The 15,663-nt window shown below is 67.3% G+C and carries 16 protein-coding genes and 1 tRNA gene; 15 read left to right on the plus strand and 2 right to left on the minus strand.

Going from position 1 to position 15,663, the window contains the following annotated elements; translation table 11 throughout:
• The 4 genes from Q1J95_RS08730 to Q1J95_RS08745 form a co-directional block, all read left to right on the plus strand.
• The coding region (locus tag Q1J95_RS08730) for an aminotransferase class V-fold PLP-dependent enzyme (protein ID WP_300267102.1) at positions 1-425 on the plus strand (425 nt) is incomplete at its 5' end.
• On the plus strand, positions 422-865 hold the full coding sequence (gene sufU, locus Q1J95_RS08735; protein WP_300267103.1) for a Fe-S cluster assembly sulfur transfer protein SufU: 444 nt from the start codon (positions 422-424) through the stop codon (positions 863-865). The genes Q1J95_RS08730 and sufU, both read left to right, overlap by 4 nt.
• An 89-nt stretch (positions 866-954) precedes the next feature.
• Positions 955-1,830, plus strand: coding sequence for a sulfurtransferase (locus Q1J95_RS08740; protein WP_300267105.1), 876 nt, complete (start codon positions 955-957; stop codon positions 1,828-1,830).
• Between the two features lie 59 nt (positions 1,831-1,889).
• Positions 1,890-2,549 carry a GntR family transcriptional regulator gene (locus tag Q1J95_RS08745; RefSeq protein ID WP_300267107.1) on the plus strand — a complete coding sequence of 220 codons (660 nt, stop codon included), beginning with the start codon at positions 1,890-1,892 and terminating at the stop codon, positions 2,547-2,549.
• A gap of 2 nt (positions 2,550-2,551) precedes the next feature.
• On the opposite strand, the gene Q1J95_RS08750 is transcribed toward Q1J95_RS08745, so the two are convergent.
• On the minus strand, positions 2,552-3,388 hold the full coding sequence (locus Q1J95_RS08750; RefSeq protein WP_300267108.1) for an SDR family oxidoreductase: 837 nt from the start codon (positions 3,386-3,388) through the stop codon (positions 2,552-2,554).
• Positions 3,389-3,517: 129 nt separating this feature from the next.
• Here Q1J95_RS08750 and Q1J95_RS08755 point away from each other — a divergent pair, with 129 nt between their 5' ends.
• From Q1J95_RS08755 to Q1J95_RS08805, 11 genes are all read left to right on the plus strand, one after another.
• Entirely contained in the window at positions 3,518-4,078 is a 561-nt protein-coding gene (locus Q1J95_RS08755; protein WP_300267110.1) for an asparagine synthase, read from the plus strand.
• A 73-nt stretch (positions 4,079-4,151) separates the two neighbouring features.
• Positions 4,152-4,227 (plus strand) — tRNA-Arg (locus tag Q1J95_RS08760).
• Between the two features lie 226 nt (positions 4,228-4,453).
• Complete coding sequence (locus Q1J95_RS08765) at positions 4,454-6,115, plus strand: ABC transporter substrate-binding protein (protein WP_300267112.1); 1,662 nt, start codon at positions 4,454-4,456, stop codon at positions 6,113-6,115.
• Between the two features lie 40 nt (positions 6,116-6,155).
• The gene (locus Q1J95_RS08770) at positions 6,156-7,160 is read left to right on the plus strand and encodes an ABC transporter permease (RefSeq protein ID WP_300267114.1); all 1,005 of its coding nucleotides are present in this window, start codon (positions 6,156-6,158) and stop codon (positions 7,158-7,160) included.
• Positions 7,153-8,205, plus strand: a complete 1,053-nt coding sequence (locus Q1J95_RS08775; RefSeq protein WP_300267115.1) for an ABC transporter permease — start codon at positions 7,153-7,155, stop codon at positions 8,203-8,205. The genes Q1J95_RS08770 and Q1J95_RS08775 overlap by 8 nt, the downstream gene beginning before the upstream one ends.
• Positions 8,202-9,053 carry an ABC transporter ATP-binding protein gene (locus Q1J95_RS08780; protein ID WP_300267116.1) on the plus strand — a complete coding sequence of 284 codons (852 nt, stop codon included), beginning with the start codon at positions 8,202-8,204 and terminating at the stop codon, positions 9,051-9,053. The genes Q1J95_RS08775 and Q1J95_RS08780 overlap by 4 nt, the downstream gene beginning before the upstream one ends.
• Positions 9,050-9,895, plus strand: coding sequence for an ATP-binding cassette domain-containing protein (locus Q1J95_RS08785; RefSeq protein WP_300267117.1), 846 nt, complete (start codon positions 9,050-9,052; stop codon positions 9,893-9,895). Before Q1J95_RS08780 ends, Q1J95_RS08785 begins: the two co-directional genes overlap by 4 nt.
• A 43-nt stretch (positions 9,896-9,938) precedes the next feature.
• Positions 9,939-11,087: an ROK family transcriptional regulator gene (locus Q1J95_RS08790; protein ID WP_300267119.1), complete on the plus strand. Its 1,149-nt coding sequence runs from the start codon at positions 9,939-9,941 to the stop codon at positions 11,085-11,087.
• Positions 11,088-11,121: 34 nt separating this feature from the next.
• A complete protein-coding gene (locus Q1J95_RS08795; RefSeq protein WP_300267121.1) occupies positions 11,122-12,378 on the plus strand; it encodes a 6-phospho-beta-glucosidase in 1,257 nt (418 codons plus the stop codon).
• A complete protein-coding gene (locus Q1J95_RS08800; protein WP_300267122.1) occupies positions 12,375-13,364 on the plus strand; it encodes an N-acetylglucosamine kinase in 990 nt (329 codons plus the stop codon). Before Q1J95_RS08795 ends, Q1J95_RS08800 begins: the two co-directional genes overlap by 4 nt.
• Positions 13,365-13,386: 22 nt before the next feature.
• Positions 13,387-14,775: an L-serine ammonia-lyase gene (locus Q1J95_RS08805; RefSeq protein WP_300267123.1), complete on the plus strand. Its 1,389-nt coding sequence runs from the start codon at positions 13,387-13,389 to the stop codon at positions 14,773-14,775.
• A 36-nt stretch (positions 14,776-14,811) separates the two neighbouring features.
• Here Q1J95_RS08805 and Q1J95_RS08810 read toward each other — a convergent pair.
• On the minus strand, positions 14,812-15,663 hold an 852-nt coding region (locus Q1J95_RS08810), incomplete at its 5' end, for an ATP-dependent helicase C-terminal domain-containing protein (protein WP_300267125.1).

Here is a 15,663-nt window from a genome sequence, read left to right on the forward strand (position 1 = left end):
AGCGTTTCGAAGCGGGCACGCAGAAGGTCTCGCAAGCGATCGCGCTCGCCGCGGCCGTCGACTATCTCGAGGGCGTGGGGATGTCGCGTATTGCCGCCCACGAAGCGCACCTGGCTCGGCGGCTCGTCGACGGACTCACCGCCATCGATGGCGTGCGCGTTCTCGGCGCCGACATCGCGCTGCCACGAGTGGGGCTGGCGAGCTTCGACATTCCCGGCATCCATTCGCATGATGCCGGCCAGTTTCTCGATGACCGCGGCATCGCCGTGCGCGTCGGCCACCACTGCGCACAGCCATTGCACCGCCGGCTCGGGGTGACCTCGTCTACCCGGGCGAGCACCTACCTGTATTCGACCGCGGCCGAGGTCGACAGCTTCCTCGATGGCGTGGCGGCGACCATCGACTTCTTCGGAGTGCGCTCATGACCAGCGGCGATATGCAGAATCTCTACCAGGAGCTGGTGCTCGACCATTCGCGCACACCCTACGGATTCGGGTTGCGCGACGAGGTCGCCGCGCAGTCACATCAGGTGAACCCGACCTGTGGTGACGAGGTCACCGTACGGGTGCATCGCGGAGCCGACGAGGCGATCGAGGCGATCGCCTGGGAAGGGCACGGATGCGCTATCTCGCAGGCATCCGCGTCGATGCTCGCCGTGCTCGCCGAGGGACTCACCGCGGAAGATCTGCGTCACCGCATCGACGTGTTCCGCGAAGCCATGCGCTCGCGCGGCGCGATCGAACCCGACGAAGAGCTCCTGGGCGATGCCGCCGCTCTCGGGGGCGTCTCGCGGTACGTCGCCCGGGTCAAGTGCGCCATGCTCGCCTGGGTCGCCGTCGAGGATGCGCTGCGCAAGCTCGACTGACATCGGCGGATGTGACGCCGTGTGTCGCTCCGTGAACGATCGTGTCGGCGACACGTGTTCGGGGCGTGACCATTGCGGATGCTGGATGCATGAGTCATCTGATCAGCGTGGAGCAGCTGATCCTTCTGCAGCGCGCTGCCGAGTCGGGCGCCGGTTCCCCGGTGCGGTTGCTCGATGTGCGCTGGCGGCTCGATCGGCCGGAGGGGCGACCGGAGTATGTTCGGGCGCACCTGCCCGGGGCCGTCTACGTCGATCTCGAACACGAGCTGGCTCATCGCGGCGAGCCGAAGGAGGGTCGGCATCCGCTCCCTCCGATCGATGAGTTGCAGCGTGCCGTGCGCAGCTGGGGTGTTCACGACGGCGATGTGGTCGTGGCCTATGACGACAACCGCAGCGTGCCCGCCGCCCGCCTGTGGTGGTTGCTGCGACGCGTCGGCATCGACGTGCGGGTTCTCGATGGCGGCATCCGTGCGTGGGCGCATGCGGGTCTTCCACTCGAGCCCGGTGACGTGCGCCCCGCGCCCAGTGCGATCGTGCTCGGCGGCACTGACAGCGACTTCACGACGCTGAGCATCGACCGGGTCGATGAGTTCACGCGTCGCGGTGTACTGCTCGATGTGCGAACTCCTGAGCAGTACAGCGGCGCGCACATCGGGGCAGATCCCGTGGGCGGGCATATCCCGGGCGCTGTGAATCTGCCCGCCATGGCCACGGCCGACAACGACGGGCGACTGCACCAGCCCGAAGCGCTGCGCCGCATCTTCGCCACCGCGGGCATCGACGATGGCACCGACGTCGCCGTCTACTGCAGTTCGGGGGTGGCCGCCATGCACACGGTGTTGGCGCTGGCCCATGCCGGCGTGCGGGCGAGCGTGTATCCGGGGTCGTGGAGCCAATGGGCCAATACGCGCGGTCAGCCCGTGGCTGTCGGCATCCTCCCCGCAGGACACCTGGTGACCGTCTGACTCTCGCACCCAACGGCGCAGAGGTGACATCGCGGATCGTTGAGTGGGAGAATGCGCTCATGACGGCTATGGGTGCGAACGAGCTCGAGTCTGCGCGCGTGACCCGAGTGCTGCGCGACGACATCGTGCTCGGGCGACGTCTTCCCGGCGCCCGTCTGGTCGAGCGTGACATCGCCGCCGAGCTGCATGTCTCGCGGCTGCCCGTGCGTGAAGCCATTCGCACGCTCGCCAACGAGGGCATCGTCGTCGTGCGGCCGCGTTCGTGGGCCATCGTGCGGCAGATCACGGCGCAGGACGTCCGCGAGTATGCCGAGGTGCGATCGGCGATCGAGACGCAGCTGTTCATCCTCGCCGCTCAGCGCCACGACGAGCGCGGAATCGCGGGCCTGCGCGACATCCTCGATCGCGAGGAGCAGGCGGCGCGTGCGGGCGATATTCACGCGTCGCGTGCCGCTGCGGGTGCCTTCCATGAGTACATGGCATTGCTGGCCGGCAACGAGATGTTCGTCGAACTCGTCTCGATCTTCGGAACCCGACTGAAGTGGGTGTTCGGGTTGCACTCCGATCTCGAGGCGATGGCTGTCGAGCACCGGGCGCTGTTCGATGCGATCGCCGCGCGCGATGTCGCGTTGGTGACCGATCTTCTCGCTCGCCACATGGCTGCGGGGACGGCTGCCGCCGAGGCGCGTTTCGGTGGTGTGGTTCTCGAAGCCGAATAGGGTCAGCGCACCGGCGTCGTCGTGTCGGTCGCCTGGCGCAGCGGGCCGCGCATGGGCCGCCAATAGCCGACCGGCGCGAGACGCACGAGCGAGTCGATGAGGCGGGCCTCTCGGCCGACCATCGTACGGGCCCGTCGTCGCTCGGTCGCACGGATGATGCGGGCTGCGGCGTCGGCTGGTTCGGTGTGGTACATCGCCGCCTGCGCGGATGCTGCTCGTGCCGCGACGGCGGGATCGATCGTGGCGGCGTAGCGGCCATGCAGGATGATGCCGGTGCGCACCCCCGCCGGGTACACCGCGCCTACGCTGACGGAGCTGCCTTCGAGCTCGTGCCGCAGCGCCTCGGAGAACCCGCGCACGGCGAACTTGCTCATCGAATACGGAATGCGGCCGGCCGGCGCGGCGAGCGCATAGACGCTCGCGAGGTGGGTGATGTGCGCGGCGGGTGCCTCGCGCAGCGCGGGCAGCAGCGCCTGTGTGATCGACACGGTTCCCCACAGATTCACGTCGACGAGCCAGCGCATCTCTTCCATGGTCAGCTGGTCCAGCGAGCCGAGCATCGACGACCCTGCGCACGTGATCAGCGCGTTGATGCGCGGATGCGCTTCGCGCACGTCGGATGCCGCTGATGCGACGGCCGCGTCGTCGCGGAGGTCGACGACGTGTGTGCTGACGGCGCCGTCGAGGTCTCGAGCGACAGATGCCAGAGCTTCAGCGTTGTGATCGAGCAGGGCGAGGTGCGTGCCGCAGCCGGCCAGCTGGCGCGCGACTTCGGCGCCCATGCCACTGGCGGCGCCCGTGATGACGGTGGTGTTTCCGGCGAGGGTGAGCCGAGGCATCCATCCTCCTCCTGGCACGATTCGGGCTCGTGCCGTGTGCGACGTTGCAGGCGGGGAGAACCTGCCTGGTCCCATTCTGGTCGAGACCGGCGTCAGATGGTACAGGTATTGTTTTCACAGGAGGTTGTGGTGGGAAGAAATGCGGATGCCATTGCCGAAGGCGTCGCGATCGCCACGGCCGCGGCGCGCTTGACGGTGAAGAACCACATCCTCGTTGGAACGATCGCGCGCGGTGGTGTTTTCGACGCGACGGAGTACCTTGATCGCGCACGGGACGCTCTGCTTGCGATGGCTGCGGAATCGGCGCAGGCCGCCGAGATGGTCACCAGCATGCGTCGGCGTGCGCGAGGAAGATATTCCGACCCCTCTGGCACGCATGACTACCGAGACCGTGACATTCGCAACCTCCGGCGCCGGGCGAAGCAGTCGACCGGCGTCGCGGAGCGGCTGAAGGCGATGGCTGAGGACACGGAGAAGCTGCGTGAGCTTGTCGAGAGCGCGCGTGAGGCCGCCTGGACGGACGTGCGCGGAAACCTCGACCGTCGCCTTCTCGTCGAGGGGATGCGACCCGATCAAGACCCGGATTATGAGGTCATGCGCGAGGCGCGCATGCAGGCATTGCGGCTCGTTGATCTGCAGGCGCTGTCGGCTGAGCAGCGTGCCCGGCAGAAGCGGCAGCAGTCGGCGTGAGCCCGGTTTCGCTTTGGCGCTGTTCGTCGTGTATTCTTGCTGAGGCCCGTTTCGCTGAAACGGGAAGCAGTATGCGCCACTAGCTCAACGGATAGAGCATCTGACTACGGATCAGAAGGTTAGGGGTTCGAATCCCTTGTGGCGCACCAATCCGGTGCAGTGCTGAAATCCCTCGTCGTGACAACGGCGGGGGATTTTTGCGTTCCCGCGCGCGAGCAGAGCAGCGGGCGCGGGGCGTTTGGCGTGGCCGTGCGATAAATAGTAAAGGAACTTTACTGTTAAGCTCCTTTCCTGTAACTTTGTCGGCACGGCCGACGCACGGCCGCGTGGTTTCACCCCTTCCTAGCAATGACGCTCTTGAGATGAGGTTCTCCCGTGATTCGTCCTCGTGCTCGTTTGATCACAGCGATCACCGCCGCCACAGCAGCTCTGGCGCTCACCCTGACCGGCTGCGCCACCGGCGGCTCGTCCAGTGAAGACCGCCCGCTTCGGATCTGGTCTGGCTCCATGACGCCGATCAACAACAATTTCAGTCCCTTTGCCGTCGACACCGCCACGCACCTGACCTACGGTGCGATCTACGAGCCGCTGTTCTTCTTCAACCAGCTCTCTGCCGACGATCCGGTCGGCCTGATCGGGGAGAGCTACAGCTTCAACGAGGACGGCACGGAGCTGACCATCACGCTCAAGCCCGAACTCAAATGGAGCGACGGCGAAGACCTCACAGCTGAGGATGTCGCTTTCACGTTCGGCTACGGGTCGAACATCGACCCCGACATGGTCTCGATCGATGCTCCCGATGACACCACGGTCGTGCTGACTTACAACAAGCCCAAGTTCACGTCCGTCGCGCTCATTCTCGGGTCGACCTGGATCGTCCCCGAGCACATCTGGAGCTCGATCGACGACTACATGGCCGAGACCAACCCCGATCCGGTCGGATCGGGCCCGTACATGCTCAAGACGTTCACCGAAGCGGCGTACACGCTCGAAGCGAACCCGCTGTTCCGCGACGGCGAGCCAGCCGTCAAAGAAGTGCAAGACGTCGGAATCGACTCCAACCAGTCGTCGGAAGATCTGCTCAAGACCGGCAAGCTCGACTGGGTCGGCCAGTTCATCGCCAACCCGGACACGGTGACCGGCGATGGCCGCATCGAGACCATGAACAACCAGCAGGACCCCACCGTGATCGTGACGTGCGCGAACGCCGACCTCGGATGCACCGGTCCACAGACCGATCCCGCCGTGCGCCAGGCGATCAACCTCGTGATCGACCGCGCCACGATCCGCGAGAAGGCCTTCGCCGGACTCGCCGGCGAGGCGTCCCCCGCGTTCGCGCTGCTGCCGCGCGATGAGCAGTGGGTCAGCGACGAGTCGCTCGCGATCAGCCCGCAGGACCCGGACATCGCCGAGGCTCAGGCGATTCTCGAGGAGGCCGGCTACACGAAGGGCAGCGACGGCTTCTACGCCAAGGACGGCACGACCCTCGAGCTCGACCTGTTCTCGCCCGACGGATGGACCGACTACAACGACGCGGCGAAGCTGATCAGCGAGCAGGCCGAGGAGGCCGGCATCCGCATCGACGCACGCACCGTCTCGGATGCCGAATACTGGACTCCGGTCACCAACGGTGACTTCCAGCTCGCCCTGTACGGGCTCACACAGTCGCTGGTCGCTGACCCGTACTCGAACTACAGTCAGTACTTCGCGACCGACGCCACGGCCAACGTCGGCGAGGCGCCGGTGAAGGGCCAGAACTACTCCCGCTACAGCAACCCCGTCATCGACGAGGCTGTCGAGGCCGCCGGTGCCACCCAGGATGCCGCGATCAAGAAAGACGCCTACGCGAGCATCCAGGCCGAGATCGCCCGCGACCTGCCGTACATCCCGGTCGTGCTCAACGCCTCGCAGGCCTTCTACAACGTAAAGGACTTCACGGGATGGCCGTCCGAGAGCGATCTGTACGCAGCCCCGCTGCCGTACCTGTCGACCGCCTCGGCGATCGTGCTGGCGAACCTGAAGCCCGTCACCGACTGATGCGCGTGTGCGTGCCCGTACCGATAGGAGGAGGTGAGCGATGAGCTTCTATGCACGGCGGATCGGGTTCTACCTGATCACCCTGTGGGCGGCGATCTCACTCAACTTCCTGCTGCCGAGAATGCTGCCCGGCGACCCGGCCGCGGTGATGCTGGGAAAGCTCCGCCGAGCCAACGGCGGCAGGCCGCTCTCGGAGGAGACGATCAAGGCGATCACCTCGATCCTCGGCGCCGAGAAGGGCACGACGCTGTGGGATCAGTACCTCGCGTACTGGGGTCGGATGCTGCAGGGAGACCTGGGAGTGTCTTCCACGCGGTACCCGGCTCCGGTGGGCGAGCTCATTGCCGCTGCGTTGCCGTGGACGGTCATTCTGGTCGGTGTCGCGACGATCATCTCGTTCGTGATCGGCATCGTCGCCGGCGCCTGGATCGGATGGCGCCGTGGCACGTGGGTCGACCACCTCGTCCCCGCCACGACCTTCTTGCAGTCGATTCCGTACTTCTGGCTGGCGCTCGTGCTCGTCGCCGTGCTGTCTGTGCAACTCGGGATTCTCCCGATCTTCGGCGGCTACAGCGTGTTCGACTATCCCAGTGGACCCGAGTGGAGCTGGGGCTTCATCACAAGCGCTGCTGTGCATGCGATCCTGCCGGCGCTGACGATCGTGATCTCATCGGTGGGCGGCTGGCTGCTCGGCATGCGCAACATGATGGTGCAGACCATGTCAGAGGACTACGTCGTTACAGCTGAGGCGAAAGGGCTGACCCAGACCCGCATCCGCACGCGGTACGCCGCCCGCAACGCCGTGATTCCGAGCCTCGCCGGCTTCGGCATCGCGCTGGGGTTCGTCGTGGCCGGCTCCATCGTCACCGAGCAGGTGTTCAGCTATCCCGGCATCGGAAAGCTCATGATCCAGGCCGTTCAAGGGCTCGACTACGCGCTCATGCAGGGCGTGTTCCTCGTCATCACCCTGACCGTGCTCGCCGCCAACTTCGTGATGGAGCTCATCTACGGCTTCATCGACCCGAGAGTGAGACACCGTGGTTGAGCGCATCCTCGAACCCGAGACCGAACCGGAGATCGAGACCGAACCGGCGTCGCTCACGACCTCTGCCATCGCGACCGCACGCATCGCGCGCAAGGATCGTGCGCGAGCGATGCTGCCGAGCCTGTCGGGCAAGTTGCTGGCGGGCATCATCATCGTCGCCGTGATCTCGTTGTTCGGCATCATCGCGCCGTTCTTCGTGCAAGATCCACAGGACTCCGGCAACCCTGCGCTGCTGCCGCCGGGACCGGGCCATCTGCTCGGCACCACGAAGCTCGGCTACGACGTGTTCGCTCAGCTGGCCTGGGGAACCCAGGGGTCGCTGTTCGTGGGACTGGTCGCCGGTGCCATCTCGCTGTTGCTCGCGATCGTGTTCGGCGTGCTCGCGGGCTACTTCGGCGGCTTCATGGACGAGAGCCTCTCGTTGATGACGAACATCATGCTCGTGATTCCCGGCCTCCCGCTGGTCATGGTGATCGCCGCCTACGTGCAGAACACCGATGGCCTCGGGCCGCTCGCACGCAGTTCCCTGCTCGTGGCAGTTGTGCTCGGCATCACGGGCTGGGCCGGCTCAGCCGTGGTGCTGAGGGCGACGGCGCGGTCACTGCGGGTTCGTGACTATGTCGCCGCGGCCCGTGTCGCCGGCGAGAAGCCGGGGCGCATCATCTTCGTCGAGATCCTGCCGAACCTCGTGCCGCTGCTGGCCGCCCAGCTGATTTTCGGCGTGATCTTCGCCGTGCTCGGTGAAGCGGGACTGTCATACCTCGGGCTCGGGCCAACGGGTTCGATCACCCTGGGCACCATGCTCAACGACGCCCAGACCGGCCAGGCTGTCGGCAGCGGCGCCTGGGCATGGTTCGTTCCGCCGGGAGCGCTCATCGCCCTGCTCGGCGCCGGGCTCTCCCTGGTGAACTTCGCGATCGACGAGGTCGTGAACCCGAAGCTGCGCTTGGCGCCGCAGGCCGCTCGGTCGCAGCGGCGGGCCAGGCGCGCTGGCCGCGGCGTCGACGGTGCGACTGGCTCAGGTCACAAGGAGGTGCGCGCATGACCGGCGACGCTGTGCTGACGGCGCGAAACATGCACATCGAGTACGAGGTCACCCCGCCTGTGAAGGCCGTGCGCGGCGTCTCGCTCACGCTGCACCGCGGTGAGATTCTCGGCCTCGCCGGCGAATCGGGGTGTGGCAAGACCACGCTCGCCTACGGACTGAACCGGCTCCTCAAGGCGCCGGCGCTGCTGACCGATGGGGAGGTCGTCTTTCACGATCAGTCCGGCACGGACATCGACGTCGTCGCTCTCTCTGGCGAAGGGCTTCGCCGGTACCGCTGGGACAAGGTCTCGATGGTCTTCCAGGGCTCGATGAATGCGCTGAACCCGGTCATGAGCGTGCGTGCGCAGCTGAACGACGTGTTCACGACCCACCGTCGGGGGATGTCGAAGTCGGCTCGCCGTGAGCGAAGCGCCGAGCTGCTCGAACTCGTCGGGGTCGATCCGTCGCGCCTCGGCGCCTTCCCGCACGAACTCTCCGGCGGCATGCGTCAGCGCGTCATGATCGCGATGGCGCTCGCGCTGGATCCGCAGGTGATGATCATGGATGAGCCGACGACAGCGCTCGACGTCGTCGTGCAGCGCGGCATCATCCGCGAGATCATGCGCCTGCGTGAACGTCTGGGTTTCGCCGTGATCTTCATCACCCACGACCTGCCGCTGTTGATCGAAGTGAGCGATCGCATCGCCGTGATGCTCGAAGGCCAGATCGTCGAGCTGGGCGACGCCGGGCAGGTCTATCGTCACCCCGAGCACGATTACACCAAGAAGCTGCTGGCGAGCTTTCCCAGCCTGCGCGGCGCGCGCGGTGATTTCGTGCGACACGGCCACTGCGGAGCATCCTCATGATCACCACCGACGACCAGCCGACCACGGGACTGGAGGCACGAGGCCTCGTGCGCGATTACACGCTGCGCAGCGGGCTGCGCCGCTCCACACTGCACGCCGTGGCCGATGTCTCGTTCACCATCCGGCCAGGGCGGACGATCGCGCTGGTCGGTGAGAGCGGATCAGGCAAATCGACCGTCGCCCGCATCATCGCCCGACTGGAGACGGCGACGGGCGGAGGCGTCTACCTCGACGGTCAGCCGGCACCCACCCGCGGCTCGGCGCTGAGTCGCTACCGCTCGCACGTGCAGATGGTATTTCAAGATCCGTTCGCCTCGCTGAATCCGTTCCACACGATCCTGCATCACATCGAACGGCCGCTGCGCATCCATCACCCGAAGCTCTCTGACAAGCAGATTGAGGATCGCGCCTATGAGCTGCTCGAGCGCGTGCAGCTGACTCCCGCCTCGCACTATGCCGAGCGCCGGCCGCACGAGCTCTCGGGTGGGCAGCGTCAGCGTGTCGCGATTGCGCGCGCTCTCGCGCCCGGCGCGACCTACATCGTCGCCGACGAACCGGTCTCGATGCTTGACGTCTCGATCCGGCTTGGCGTGCTCAATCTGCTCGCCGATCTGCAGCGCGCAGAGGGGCTCGGCGTGCTGTACATCACGCACGATCTCGCAACCGCGCGCCACTTCTCCGACGAGATCTTGGTGATGAACCGCGGGCGCATCGTCGAGCGCGGTGCCTCGGATTCTGTGATCCTGGATCCACAGCACGAATACACCAAGACGCTGTTGGATGCCGCGGCCGATCCAGAACGACACGGACAGCTGCGCGAGGAGGTCCGCTCCGGTGGATGATCACGCTACGAGATTCAACGTGTCTGAGCCGAAGGGGGCCGTCATGACTCAGATCGATGCAGGAACGTCGACATGGTTGCGTGCGCGCAATGACCGCACGGCGCTGCAGCTTCTGCTCACGCACGGGCCGCTGACGCGGACACAGCTCGGTGAGCTGTCGGGCATGTCGAAGCCGACGGCGGGCCAGATGCTCACCCGGCTCGAACGCGCCGAGCTCGTGCACCAGGTGGGTGAGGTCTCGGGCAGCCGCGGCCCGATGGCGACCAGCTACGGTGTCCGCGTCGATCAGGTCGCCGGCGTCGCCGTCAGCATGCACGCCGAGACGATTCAGGCCGTGGTGGTCGATGCGCTCGACACGGTGCACCCGATCGTGGAGATTCCGGTGGATTCGCTCGCGCGGTCGCCGGAGGAAGACGTGCGGGCGGCGATCACAGCGGCAAGTCGCGCCGCTGAGATCGACGAGAAGACGGTCGGTGTCGTCGCGGTCGGTGTGCAGGCCGCCGTGTGGCGAGATCGCGATGGCCTGTCGCTGACCGACACGCTGCCCGGCTGGCCGGCTGAAGGAGCACGGGCCCGTATCGAAGCGGCGCTGAACGTCGAGGTCACGCTCGAGAACGACGTCAACCTGGCGACGATGGCCGAGCGGGCCAGTGGCGTGGCCCAGAACGTGAGCAGTTTCGCCCTGCTGTGGCTGGGCGACGGCATCGGCGTGGGCGTCGACCTCGACGGGGTCATTCATCGCGGCGCATCCGGCCGCGCAGGTGAGATCGGCTATCTTCCCCTGACCGAGCCCGACGGAGATGTCCCCAGCACCGATACGACCGACCTGCTCGGCGGGCCCGCTGTGGTCGAGCTGATCGGCGGTGACGCCTCGGCCCGCTATGCCGATCAGGTGGCCGAGCTCGCCGGACGAACCGATGCGACGGTCGTTCTCGCGAACCGGGTCGCACGGGCGCTGGATCCGGTGCTGGCCGTTCTCGATCCTGCGATGGTCGTCCTCGGCGGTCCCACCTGCCTCGCGGCGGGGGAAGGACTGTCCGAGCTCGTCGCCGAGCGGTCGTCTGAGGCGTCGCATCCTGAGCTCGAGGTGCGCCTGAGCGGTATCGAGGTGTCGTCGGTGCTGCTCGGAGCCCGCCAGCTCCTCGTCGAGCAGATTCGCACGCGCCTGGAAGCGCGCATCCCGGTCGATTGAGACCTCACCCTCTGAGAACAGAACGGAAAGCAGTATGAAGCTTGCCATCGTCGGCGGTGGTTCGACCTACACACCGGAGCTCATCAGCGGGTTCACGCGCCTGCGTGAGCAGTTGCCGATCGACGAGATCGCGCTCGTCGACACCGACGCGCACCGGCTCGAACTCGTGTCGGGCATCTCCCGGCGCATGCTCGCCAGAGCGGGGCACCCGGCCCGGCTGGTGGCGACGACAGATCTCGTGACGGGCGTCTCGGATGCGGATGCTGTGCTCATCCAGCTGCGCGTCGGCGGGCAGGATGCGCGCGAGCGCGATGAGACCTGGCCGCACGAGGCGGGCTGTATCGGGCAGGAGACGACAGGTCCCGGCGGCCTCGCCAAGGCGCTGCGCACGGTGCCGCTCGTGCTGAGCATCGCTGACGCGGTGCGTGCGCACGCCAAGCCTGATGCCTGGATCGTCGACTTCACGAACCCGGTCGGGATCGTCACGCGCGCCCTGCTTGAGGCCGGGCATCGCGCCGTCGGGCTCTGCAACGTCGCGATCGGCTTCCAGCGCCGCTTCGCGGCGAACCTGGGCGTCGACCCTGATGAGGTTCAGCTCGGTCACGTGGGGCTCAACCACCTGACGTGGGAGCGCAGCGTGCAGGTTGCCGGTGTCGATCGCCTGCCGGGGCTGCTCGAGCAGCAGCTGGGCGAGCTCGCTGCCGAGGTCGAGCTGCCCGAGGCGCTGCTTGCGCAGCTGGGCGTCGTGCCCTCGTACTATCTGCGCTACTACTACGCGCACGACGAGGTGCTGCACGAGCAGCTGCATAACGCCTCGCGCGCCGCCGAGGTGCGCGCCATCGAGCAGGAACTGTTGCAGATCTACGCAGATCAGAGCGTCGATGAGAAACCCGCGATCCTCGAGCACCGGGGCGGGGCGTTCTACTCCGAGGCCGCGATTCAGGTGCTCGCGATGATGCAGGGCACGGATGCTGTTCCCCGCGTCGTGAATCTGCGCAACGACGGCCGGCTTCCGTTCCTCCCCGATGATCACGTCATCGAGGTGCCGGCGCGTTTCCGCGGCGATCGGTTCGACGCCGAGCCGGTGGAGGCGCTGCCCGACGACATTCGCGGGCTCGTCTCGGCGGTGGCTGGTTATGAGCGTCTGGCGCTGGATGCCGCGGTGCACGGTGGCCGTGACCGTGTGCTGCGCGCGATGCGCGCGCATCCGCTCGTGCTCCAGCATGACCGGGCCGAGAAGCTCACGGATCTGCTGCTGGCCGCGGGCGCCCCGTTCTTGGACTGGGCATGAGTGCCGCGGGTGCGCCGGCGCCCGTCGTCATCGCGGTCGACGGCGGCGGATCCAAGACGGATGCCGTGCTGCTGTCGCAGGACGGCCATCTGCTCGCACATGATCGCGGACCCGGTTCGAGTCCGCAGACGGACGGCCTGGAGAGCTCGGTGAGCACGGTCGATGCTGTCGTCAGCTCGGTGCTGGGCGCACGCGGGGTGGGCGAGCTCGCCCAGGTGAATCTGTATCTGTCCGGGCTTGATTTTCCGGCCGAGATCTCGGCGTACCGGGCGGGCATCGCGCCGTTGGACTGGGCCACCGACGGCACGGTCGTCGACAACGATCTGCTCGCTCTGCTGCGGGCGGGAACCGACGCCCCCGATGCGGTCGCGATCGTGTGCGGAACGGGGATCAATGCGATCGGCGTGCGCAGCGACGGCGCGACGGCGCGGTTCCCCGCGGTCGGCGCGATCTCGGGTGACTGGGGTGGAGGCGGAACGCTGGGCGCAGAGGCCCTGTGGCACGCGGTTCGGGCCGATGACGGCCGTGGCCCGCACACCCTGCTGCTCGAGAAGGTGCGTGATGCGTTCGGCGTCGCCTACCTTTCGACCGCAGTCGAAGATCTGCATTTCGACCGTCGATCGCGTTCGAGCGTGACAGCGCTCACTCCGGTGGTGTTCGCCGCCGCGAGCGAGGGAGATGCCGTGGCGGCCGAGCTCGTGCAGCGGCAGGCCGATGAGATCGTCGCGTACGCGCGGGTCTGCCTCACCCGGTTGGGGCTGACCGACCAGGAGGTGCCGATCGTCGTCGGCGGCGGGGTCGCCCGGGCGCGGCATCCGCTACTCGTCGAGGGCATCCGCGCCGGGCTGGCCGACGTCGCGCCGCAGGCGCGCCTGCAGATCGTCGACGCGGCCCCGATCCTCGGTGCGGGCCTGCTCGCGCTGGCAGCCAGCGGAGCCTCGGCTGAAGCACTGGCGACAGCGAGGGCGGAGCTGGCCGGAGTGTGATCCGGCCCGTTAGCCTGGAGGGGTGACAGCGTACGTCTCGGCCTTCGACCTCTTCTCCATCGGAGTGGGGCCGTCGAGCTCCCATACGGTCGGACCGATGCGGGCGGCACTCGACTTCGCCGGGCGGCTCGGCGCTGACGCTCTGCTCTCCGATGTGCGTCGGGTGACGTGCACACTCTACGGATCGCTGGGAGCCACCGGCATCGGGCACGGAACCCCGGATGCTGTCGTCGCCGGCCTGCGCGCGCTGGCGCCGGAGACGTGCGATCCCGCCGAGGTCCGCTCGGCCTGGACCGACTTTCCTGCCGGGGGCACGCTCGCGCTCAACGGGTCGCAGGAGATCGCGTTCGCGAAGGACGACATCGTGCTCGCGCCGCGCACACGGCTACCGGGGCATCCGAACGCCATGACGCTGACGGCCCTCGGCGTCGACGATGCACCGCTCGCAGAAGAGACCTACTACTCTGTCGGCGGCGGCTTCATCCGGCGTGAAGGTGAACCGACACACACCGCGGCGACGTCGTTTCCCTACGCGTTCGCCGATGCCGCGTCGCTGTTGGCGCTGTGCGATGAGCATGATCTGTCGATCGCTGAGCTCGCGCGCATGAATGAGCAATCGCTGCGCCCCGAAGCGGATGTCGCGGCCGGTCTCGACGCCATGTGGGACGCGATGGCCGGGTGCGTGGACGCTGGTCTGCACGCAGACGGTGTGCTGCCGGGCATCCTCAAAGTGAATCGGCGAGCCGGGGCGATTCGCGAGAAGCTCGAAGAAGCCGACGGCGTGCGTGAGATGCCGGAGGAATGGCTCGGTGCCTTCGCGCTCGCGGTGAACGAAGAGAACGCGGCGGGCGGCCGCGTCGTCACTGCGCCCACGAACGGTGCCGCCGGGATTCTGCCGGCAGTCGCGATGTACTGGTGGCGCTTTCTGGCCGAGGCCGGGCTCGGCGAAGGAAACGCGGTGACGGATCGTCGCCGCGGCATCCGTCGTTTTCTGCTGACCGCGACGGCACTCGGGTCGCTGTTCAAGGCCAACGCGTCGATCTCCGGCGCTGAGGGCGGATGCCAGGCCGAGGTCGGCTCGGCGTGTGCGATGGCAGCCGGTGGGCTGACCGCGGTGATGGGCGGAACGAACCGCCAGATCGAGAATGCCGCCGAGATCGCCATGGAGCATCACCTCGGCCTCACGTGCGATCCCATCGGCGGGCTCGTGCAGATTCCGTGCATCGAGCGCAATGCGATCGCAGCCTCCACGGCCGTCACCGCCGCACGACTGGCGCTGCGCGGCGACGGTCAGCACTACGTGTCGCTGGACGCCGTCGTCGAGACGATGCGGCAGACCGGAATCGACATGTCGACAAAGTACAAGGAGACCAGCGAAGGCGGGCTCGCCGTCAATGTCATCGAGTGCTGAGAGGCGCTTCGCTTGCGGTGGTCGCAGCTAAGCGCCTCACCCCGACCTCGCCCGCTTTGTCGTGTGCGGTGTCGGCACCGCCTGCCAGGGATCTTCAGGCCACGGATGCTTCGGGTATCGCCCGCGCATCTCGGCGCGCACCTGCGCGTAAGGGCCGGCCCAGAACGATGCGAGATCGTCAGTGACGGCGAGCGGATGCCGCGCGGGCGACAGCAGGTGAAACAGCACCGGCACGCGGCCGCCGACCAGCCGCGGGGTCTCGGCCCACCCGAAGCACTCCTGCAGTTTCACAGCCACGATCGGCCGGGCATGGGGATCGTCGACAGGCGGGTAGGCGATGCGGATGCGTGATCCGCTGGGTACCTCAAGGCGCTCGGGAACCAGAGCGTCGAGATCGACGGCGGCTGGCCATGGCATCAGACGTCGCAGCGCCGCGGCCAGGTCGATGCGGGCAGCAGCGGTGCCGGAGGCGAGCTCTGCGAGCTCGGGCCCGAGCCACGCATCGATCGCAGCGACGAGGGCCGTGTCAGAGACATCCGGCCAGGGCGACCCGATCTCACGGTGAAGCAGGGCGAGTCGCCGGCGCAGTTCGTCGGCGACATCCGACCAGGCGAAAACGCCCAGGCCCTGTTCTTCGAGCGCACGACGTACGGCGTCACGGCCGCCCTCGTCGGCCTGCACGCGCACCGGAACCGACGAGCGCACGATCGCGCCGACACGACTCTCGCGACGAGCGGCCACGCGGCCCTGGGTGAACCGAGCCTCGATCCGGTCGGTCATGAGGTGCTCCGCGGCGCGCTCGACCTGCGCTTCTGAGATCGTGGCGGCCGCGCGGATGACCGCCCCCGTTCCGGCGGCTGCGCGCCCCTGCGCGCGGGTGACATCGGC

The sequence above is a fragment of the Microbacterium sp. genome (assembly GCF_029263575.1).
In the GTDB taxonomy this organism is placed as follows: Bacteria; Actinomycetota; Actinomycetes; order Actinomycetales; family Microbacteriaceae; genus Microbacterium.